Consider the following 8,072-nt stretch of genomic DNA (forward strand, 5'->3'; position numbering starts at 1 on the left):
ATGCCGTACGGCCAGCCGCCGCCCCCGCCGCCGGACCCCCGGCACCGGCCGCCGTCGTATCCGCCGCCCCAGTGGCAGCCGCAGCGCCCCCGCTCCGGCGGCGGCGCCGGCGCGATCATCGGCGGGGTCTTCGGCGTGGTCGCGCTGGTGTTCGTCGGGCTCGTGGTGGTCGGGGCGCTGATCAAGGGCAGCCGCACCGCCGACCCGGTCTCTCCGGTCGCGGTCCCCACCTTCACCCCGTTCGAGCCGTCCACGAGGAGCACCGCCTCCCCGCGGGCCACCGACTCACGCCCCTCCGAGTCCACGGTCACTCCCCCGGCCAGGCGGCAGATCCTGAACACCACCCTGAAGAACAACACGCTCTACCGGGCCGGGGGCCTGCCCAGGGTGAACTGCCCGGTGGGCTCGCCCAGCATCTACAGCCACAGCCAGCTCAAGGCGCTGATCCTGAAGACCTCCAAGTGCCTGGACAGGGGCTGGTCCCGGATCATGCGCGCGCAGGGCATGACCTGGCATCCCCCGGGCTACGCCCTCACCTCCAGCAGGGGGCGCGGCGCCTGCGGGGACTTCCCCTCGACCGGCAGCATCGTGCCGTACTACTGCCCGCGCAACACCACCATCTACGCCTCGACCACGGCCATGGTGAAGGGGTCCGGCAACTCCGGCGGGTACGGCCAGATCACCGACTGGCACGGCGGGGTCGTCAGCATGATGGCCCACGAGTACGGGCATCACGTCCAGCAGTTGTCGGGCCTGTCCGACGACTGGTGGCAGCAGACCACGCGCTCCACCAGCCGCAGCGGCAAGCTCGCGCTGAGCCGCCGGTTCGAGCTCCAGGCCACCTGCTTCGGCGCGATGTTCATGCGCTCGGTCTCGGCCAGCTACCCGGTCACCCCGGCGCGGCGCAACACGCTCTATTACTTCTACTCGCGGGTCGGCGACTGGCCGGGCCACCCCCGCGACCACGGCTCGCCCGCGAACAACAATCGCTGGTTCCGCCAGGGCTACGAGAAGAACAAGACCTTCCAGTGCAACACCTGGCTGGCCCCGTCCTCATCGACGTCGTAGCTTAGATGACCGTTAACCGAGAATTGGCCATCTGTCTGTCATGTCCAGGTATGGGGACTAGAATCCTGGCAATTCTGTGTAATCGGGGCCCCTCGGCTGTTTTGCCAGGTGGACTGGGATAAGACGTAGGAAGCGGTGTGACGATGCACCTTGGGCAGGACTCGGGGGATCCCGCCGACGACGGCGGGAAACGGCGCACCCGGCGGCGCGGCGCGAGCGGCGCGGGCGGCGGGACGCAGCCCGGCGCCGGCGGCGCGCGGAGCGCCCCTGAAACACAGGCCTCAGGGCTGCCGGAGACCGGCCGGGGGCGAGAGCCCGAGGCGGCCGACAACACCGTGCGGGTGGAGAAGCCCGAGCAGGCGCGGGACGCGGGACAGGACCGCGAGCCCGCACAGGCGGCCGACAACACCGTGCGGGTGGAGAAGCCCGAGCAGGCGCGGGACGCGGGACAGGACCGCGAGCCCGCACAGGCGGCCGACAACACCGTGCGGGTGAGCAGGCCGGGGCCGGCGCCCGCGGCCGAGCCCCCGCCGTCCGGCCCGCCCCCGAAGAACCGGCCGCAGTTCGCCAAGCCGCTGACGACCGCCTCGCTCATCGGCTGGACCCTGCTGTCGGCGATCCTGCCCGGCGCGGCGCACCTGCGCGCCGGGCGCCGCCGTACCGGCTACATCCTGCTCGGTGTCTTCGGCGCGCTGCTGGTGGCCGCGCTGGTCGGCGGTCTCGTCCTGTTCGGATCGGGCAACACCGGCGTCGCCACCCGGGACAGCTCGCTCCTGGCCGGGGTGATCGTCGCCGTGCTCGGCGCGCTCTGCTGGTTCCTGCTGGTGCTGTCGTCCTACATCTCCCTGAAGCCCAACCGGCTGACCGGCAGGGGGCAGATCGTCTCCGGCGTCGTGGTGGGCGTGCTGTGCGTGTCGGTGATGGCGCCGTTCGCGCTGACCGCCAGCACCGTGCTGACCGCCAAGGAGACGGTCAACGCCATCTTCCCGAGCGTCAAGGACGACACGGCGGTGGCCCCGATCAAGCACGAGGACCCGTGGGGCGGGCGCAAGCAGGTGAACTTCCTGCTCATCGGCGGTGACGGCGCCGGCAACCGGGAGGGCGTGCGGACCGACAGCATGAACGTGGCCAGCGTGAACGTCGAAACCGGCAACACGGTCATGTTCAGCCTGCCCCGCAACCTGCAGCACGTCCACTTCAGGCCCGGCACCCCGCTCGCCAAGCATTTCCCCAACGGCTTCATGCGCGAACTGCCCAACGGCGGCCTGCTCAACGAGGTCTGGCAGTACGGCGAGGACCATCCGGAGATCGTGCCGGGCAAGGACGACCAGCGCGGCCCCCGGGCGCTCATGAACGCCATCGGCCAGACGCTCAACCTGCAGATCGACTACTACGCCCTCGTGAACATGTTCGGCTTCGCCCACCTGGTGGACGCCATCGGCGGGCTGAAGATCCGGGTGGACAACGACGTCAAGTGGGGCGGCCTCTACGGCACCGCGGGCACGATCAAGGCCGGTTACCAGACGCTGTCCGGCGAGGAGGCGCTCTGGTACGGGCGCTCCCGCGTCGGCAGCGACGACTTCTCCCGCATGGCCCGCCAGCGGTGCGTCATCGGCGCCTTCGCCCAGCAGGCCACCCCGTCGGTCGTGCTCACCAACTTCGTCAAGGTCGCGAACGTGGCCAAGCGGATGGCCAAGACCAACATCCCCCGCGAGCTGCTGGAGCACGTGACCGACCTCGCTCTCAAGGTCAAGGACGCCAGGATCACCAGCCTGCAGTTCGTGCCGCCGGAGTTCTACACCGGTTCACCCGACTGGCAGAAGATCCGCACCGCGACCGCGAGGGCGCTGCGCCAGTCCGCCCAGCCCTCCCGCCGCGCCCTCGCCGCCGGTGTGACGGCCTCCCCCGGCGCGACCGCCTCTCCCGGCGCGAGCGGCGCCAGCCCCACTCCGGACCCGGCCCCCACCAGGACCGTGACGGCCCGGCCGAGCGAGACCCCCACCCAGAACGGCAAGGCGGCCCAGTCCCTCAGCGAGCTCTGCGGGTTCTGACCCCCCACGCACGCCGCTGTGGCCCGGCTCCCCCTGGGGAGCCGGGCCACAGTCCTCTCAGCGCCCCTGCCGCGCTCAGGCGGCCCTGGCGCTCCGGGGAAGCAGGGCGAAGGCCCCGAGATAGAGCAGGCCCGCTACGACCAGCAGGGCCTGGTAGCCGATGACCAGCGCCAGATACTCCAGGCAGCCGCCGACCATCGCGCCCAGCAGGTTCGCGCCGAAGGCCGTGGTGCCGTCGCCGGAGTCGGCGAAGCGCTTGGCGAACACCACGTTGGCCGCGAAGATCGGCAGGAACGCCACGGCCACGGCGACCACCGCCCGCAGCGGCAGCGGCAGGCCCAGCAGCCAGGAGTTGGGCACCAGCCAGGCCAGCACCAGCCCGCCGAGGAGCACGCCGTACATGACGGGCACCGGCGGGGTCCTGAAGCGGCGCGTCACCTCCACCGCGGCGAGCACGGCGACCAGCACCCCGGCGAACACGATCGCGTTCACCACCCAGGTCGTGCCGAACAGCAGCGCGAACCCGGTCACGCTCCTGGTCTCCAGCAGCAGGAAGGCCACACCCAGCAGGAACAGGTCGGCGTAGGGACGCATCCGGGTGTACGGCCCGGCGACCGCCCGGACGGCGAACACGCTCACGAGCAGGATGAGCCCGAGAGTGATGAGGTAGATCTGGGGGATCGTCCGGTCCTTCAGGTAGAGGAAGGGCCGGTCGTCGCCGGTCGGCGGCGGGGTGAGGGCGGTCGCGCCGGCCCACTCGGCGCCACAGCTCTGGGTCCGCGCGCTGAGGCCCGCGGTGATCACGGCCTGCTGGCCGGTCTCACTGACGATGTCCACGCACGGCTTGTGCCCGAAGGCGGCCTGCATGGTGGCGGCGAGCCGGTCCACCAGCCAGCTCTCCCGGTAGTAGTTGTACATCGAGAAGGTGCCGCCGGGCTTGAGGTGGTCCCTGGCCGCCTCCATGGCCTGCTGGGTGAACAGGTAGCTCTCCAGCCGCAGCGAGCTGGCCCCGGAGACCAGGGTGAGCGAGTCGGGCAGCGCGAACAGGATCAGGTCGTACTTCCCGGAGGTGCGTTCCAGGAAGGCGCGGCCGTCGGTGACGACGGTGGTGACGCGGGGGTCGGCGTAGGGCCTGTCGGGGTGGTAGGTCCCGCCCAGTTCGCGGAGTTTGGGGTCGATCTCCACCGCGTCCACGCGCTTGGCGCCCTTGGCCAGCGCGATGGCCACGTCGGTGCCGCTGCCCGCGCCGACGATCAGGACGTCGTCCAGCTTCTGCGCCGCCGCCCGCTCGTACGGCAGTGCGTACTGCCGCTCCCATTCCAGCCGGTTCCGCGCCGGGACGGCCTGCTGGTGCGGGATGCCGTTGACCTGGATGTCCATCACCGGGACGCCGGCGTAGTCGAGCCGCTTGTAGGTCACCTTGTAGTAGGGCGACCACAGTGCCCCCGCCGTCAGCGTCTCCACCGCGAGGGCGCCGACCACGACCAGCGCCGGGACGGCCAGCGCGAGCCGCCCCCAGGCCGTGCGCGGCCACAGCAGCACGAGGTAGGCGGCCGCGGCGATCGTGCCCCACACGACCGGCGGCGCGCTGAGGAACGACAGCGCGGTGAACAGCGCGATGCCGGTGAGGCTGCCGACCAGGTCGTAGCGGTAGGCCTCCAGCCGGTCCAGCTCCGGGAAGCACCGCCCGACCAGCTCGGCCGGGCCCATCAGCACGATCGCCGCCGCCACGAAGATCACCGGCAGGATCAGCCAGGGCGGCGGCCCGCTGGTGCCCAGGCTGGTCCAGTACAGGACACCCTCGGTCTGCCGGTCCACGGTGACCGGGAAGAACAGGATGACCAGCACGAGGACGGCCAGGGTGATCGGCGAGTAGTACGGCTGCCGCGTCGTGCGCCCCACGCGGAGGAAGCCGAGCCCGATGCCGAGGAACGAGCCGAGCAGGACGAAGTTCGTGAAATAGCTCAGATGAACGATGTTCGATCCGGTCCATCGGATCAGCGCCAGCTCCAGGAAGAGCATGAAGGCGCTGGCCACGATCAACCTCGGCCGGGTGCTCAGCCAGTGGGTGGACGGGGCGTCGGGATAAGGGGGTGGCGTCGTCTCCGCCGCTGCGGTCATGCCGTCCAACGCTAGTGACCGTCCTGCCCTCATGGAAGGAAATAAGTGTCGGCGGTTTGTGGGGTTTAAGTGGGCGGATACCGATGCAGGATGCTTTGAATGGGTGGACGCGATCGAGGCGGATGAAGGAACGTGGAGGGGTCCGTTCCCCCCGAACCCTGGTGGTGCACCATGCGGGTCCTGATCCAGCTCCGCCCCTCCCCGGACGTCGTCGCGGCGGTGGCCGATCCCGATGTGACCGCGACCACGGCCGACGTCGCCGACGGCCTGCCCGGGGTCGTCCTGGACCCCTCGTTCACGCCGGTCGCCGTGCCGCGACCGGTGCCCGCCGCCGCCGGCGGCGACCCCCTGTCCCTGAACCAGTCGCTGACCTTCTCCCTCTCCGCCGACGACGCCTCGGTCATGGTCCGCGGGGAGATCTCCGACGACGAGCTGTCCACCCGGGTCACCCTGCTGCCCACCCTCCGCAACGACGTCGTGGGGGTGTTCGCCGACCCGGTGATCGAGTCGAACCTCACCTGCGGCGGCGACGCCCCGGTGGGCGACTGGCACGACGTGGAGCGGCTGCTGCACGTCGCCGAGCTGCACGCGGAGGGCCTGGACGGCTCAGGCGTGGCGCTGGCGGTGCTGGACACCGGCATCAACGCCGCGCACGTGGCCCGCCACCTCGGCCGGGACCTGCTGCTGGACAAGGACCGGAGCTGGAACCCCGACGGGGTGACCGGCAGGCCGGGCGAGTTCGAGGTCAACCACGGCACGATGTGCGCGTTCGACACCCTCATCGCCGCCCCGCGGGCCACGCTGATCGACATCCCCGTGCTGCTCTCCCAGCGCCCCGGCGGCTCGGCCCTCGACGGCCTGCTATCGGACGCGGTGGCGGCCTTCGCCCACCTGCGCACCGTCCTTGAGGCCCAGCCCGCGGAGACACGGTCCCTGGTGATCAGCAACAGCTGGGGCTCCTTCTCCCCCCGCTGGGACTTCCCCGTCGGCCATCCCGGCAACTACTCCGACAACCCGGCCCACCCGTTCAACCTCATCGTCGCGAGCCTGGAGCAGGCGGGCGCCGACGTGCTGTTCGCCGCCGGCAACTGCGGGCGTGACTGCAGGGACGGCCGGTGCGCCTATCCGGACCGGCCGATCGCGGGCGCCAACTCCCACCCGGGCGTGCTGTCCATCGGCGGCGTGGACACCGCCGGGCACCGGGTCGGATACTCCTCCCAGGGTCCCGGCCGCCTCGCCCTCCGCAAGCCCGACATCTGCTCCTACACCCATTTCTCCGGCTCCAAGGCCTTCGGCGCCGGCGAGCCCGACTCGGGCACCTCGGCCGCCTGCCCGGTGGCCGCCGGCCTGGTCGCGGCCATCCGCACCCGGTGGCCCGTCTCCGCCCTCTCCCCCGCCCAGCTGCGCACCCTGCTGCGCCGTACGGCCGACGACCGCAGCGACATCGGGTTCGACTACGACTACGGCTACGGCGTCACCGACACACTGGGGGTGCTCGCGTCATTGCGGCGCAGAGCGACACGCGTAGCGTGAGGGCATGAGACTCGTCACCGTACGACTCCAGTCCCAGGCGACGCTCGCACAGGCCATCCGCCGCCTGGGGCTGACGGAGGAGGAGGTCGATTCCGGCTACGGCCTGGTGCTCATCGACCCCGGCCAGGACCTGTACGGACTGCGCGTGGCCGAGGAGGCCGCCCGCCGGATCGACCCGGCGGCGGGCGGCGGCCCCTACTCCGATCCGAGGATCGAGCCCTACGGCCCGCCGGACTGAATCGCCCGAGTCCGGTGGATGACGCACCCCGGCTTCCGTGGCGCACCGCCCTGGTGACGCCGCCCCGAGTGAAGGGCCTGCAGATGGCGCAGCCCTTCCGCACCGCCCGCTCGTCCGGCGTCAGAGCTCGCCTCTGAACCGGTCGAGCAGGTGGGTGCGCGGTCTGGCGGTGTCATGCGGCGCCACGGATGTCACCCGGGAATCCTGAACGTCACGCCGACGGCCGGGCGAGTTTGGCGGCCACGGCGTCGAGGACCCAGTCCAGGCCGGTCGCGAAGGTCGTCTCGGCGTCCACCTCCGTGCCGTCGTACACGACCTTGGCCAGCGCCGGGAAGCGGCCCGTGTCCAGCATCCTCCTCACATGCGGCCCGAAGGCGCGCTGCCAGTCGTGCTTGGACAGGCCCGTGGCGCGCTCGGCCCGCAGGTTCGCGATCTCGCGCCTGATCGCGCCGGTGAAGTAGGCGCTGACGGTCTCCACGGCGCGCATGACGGTGTCGATGTCGGCAAGGCCGCCGAGGGCGGCCAGCGTGGCCTCGGCCACGGCGAGGGCGTTCGGGCCCAGGGTCGGACGGCCGCCGAGCAGGTCGGCCAGCCATTCGTGACGGAGAGCTGCCTGCCTGGTGCGGTGGGCGTGGGCGCGCAGCGCCTCCCGCCAGTCCCCGGGCCGCTCCTCGGGGAGCATCTCGGCGTGGACCTCGTCCACCATGAGGTCGAACAGCTCCTCCTTGGTGGAGATGTATCCGTACAGCCGCATCGGGCCGACGTCGAGCCGGGCGGCGACCTTGCGCAACGACACCGCCTCCAGCCCGCCCTCGTCGGCCAGCGCGACGGCGGCGGCGACGATCCGCTCCCGGTCGAGCGGCGCGGGGCGAGTCGGCGGCTCCGGCCGGTCCCACACAGTCATGGCTACATCGTACTGTTGCGATACAGCGTAATAGTAAAATACAGTGTATCGACATGAGACATCGTATCGCCGTGGTTGGGAGCGGCCCCGCCGGCCTTACCTTCGCCCGCGTCCTGCACCGCCACGGTCACCCCGTCACCGTCCTCGAACGCGATCC

Annotated in this window: 7 protein-coding genes; 5 read left to right on the top strand and 2 right to left on the bottom strand. The window is 71.3% G+C overall.

Going from position 1 to position 8,072, the window contains the following annotated elements:
- Together CA984_RS40825 and CA984_RS40830 are read left to right on the top strand one after the other, a co-directional pair.
- Positions 1-1,068, top strand: a 1,068-nt coding sequence (locus tag CA984_RS40825; protein WP_086578706.1) for a neutral zinc metallopeptidase, incomplete at its 5' end; no start/stop codon positions are given.
- Between the two features lie 143 nt (positions 1,069-1,211).
- A complete protein-coding gene (locus CA984_RS40830) occupies positions 1,212-3,119 on the top strand; it encodes an LCP family glycopolymer transferase (RefSeq protein ID WP_242676453.1) in 1,908 nt (635 codons plus the stop codon).
- Positions 3,120-3,194: 75 nt separating this feature from the next.
- Here CA984_RS40830 and CA984_RS40835 read toward each other — a convergent pair whose 3' ends face one another.
- Complete coding sequence (locus CA984_RS40835) at positions 3,195-5,240, bottom strand: spermine/spermidine synthase domain-containing protein (protein WP_086578708.1); 2,046 nt, start codon at positions 5,238-5,240, stop codon at positions 3,195-3,197.
- Between the two features lie 171 nt (positions 5,241-5,411).
- Here CA984_RS40835 and CA984_RS40840 point away from each other — a divergent pair, with 171 nt between their 5' ends.
- Together CA984_RS40840 and CA984_RS40845 are read left to right on the top strand one after the other, a co-directional pair.
- Complete coding sequence (locus CA984_RS40840) at positions 5,412-6,773, top strand: S8 family serine peptidase (RefSeq protein ID WP_086578709.1); 1,362 nt, start codon at positions 5,412-5,414, stop codon at positions 6,771-6,773.
- Between the two features lie 4 nt (positions 6,774-6,777).
- A complete protein-coding gene (locus CA984_RS40845) occupies positions 6,778-7,011 on the top strand; it encodes a hypothetical protein (protein ID WP_086578710.1) in 234 nt (77 codons plus the stop codon).
- A gap of 211 nt (positions 7,012-7,222) precedes the next feature.
- Here CA984_RS40845 and CA984_RS40850 read toward each other — a convergent pair whose 3' ends face one another.
- Complete coding sequence (locus CA984_RS40850; protein ID WP_086578711.1) at positions 7,223-7,915, bottom strand: TetR/AcrR family transcriptional regulator; 693 nt, start codon at positions 7,913-7,915, stop codon at positions 7,223-7,225.
- Positions 7,916-7,968: 53 nt separating this feature from the next.
- Between CA984_RS40850 and CA984_RS40855 the strand changes: the two genes are divergently transcribed.
- A partial coding sequence (locus tag CA984_RS40855) for an NAD(P)-binding protein (protein WP_133061928.1) occupies positions 7,969-8,072 on the top strand: 104 nt, incomplete at its 3' end.

The organism is Streptosporangium minutum (assembly GCF_002149035.1).
GTDB lineage: Bacteria > Actinomycetota > Actinomycetes > Streptosporangiales > Streptosporangiaceae > Streptosporangium > Streptosporangium minutum.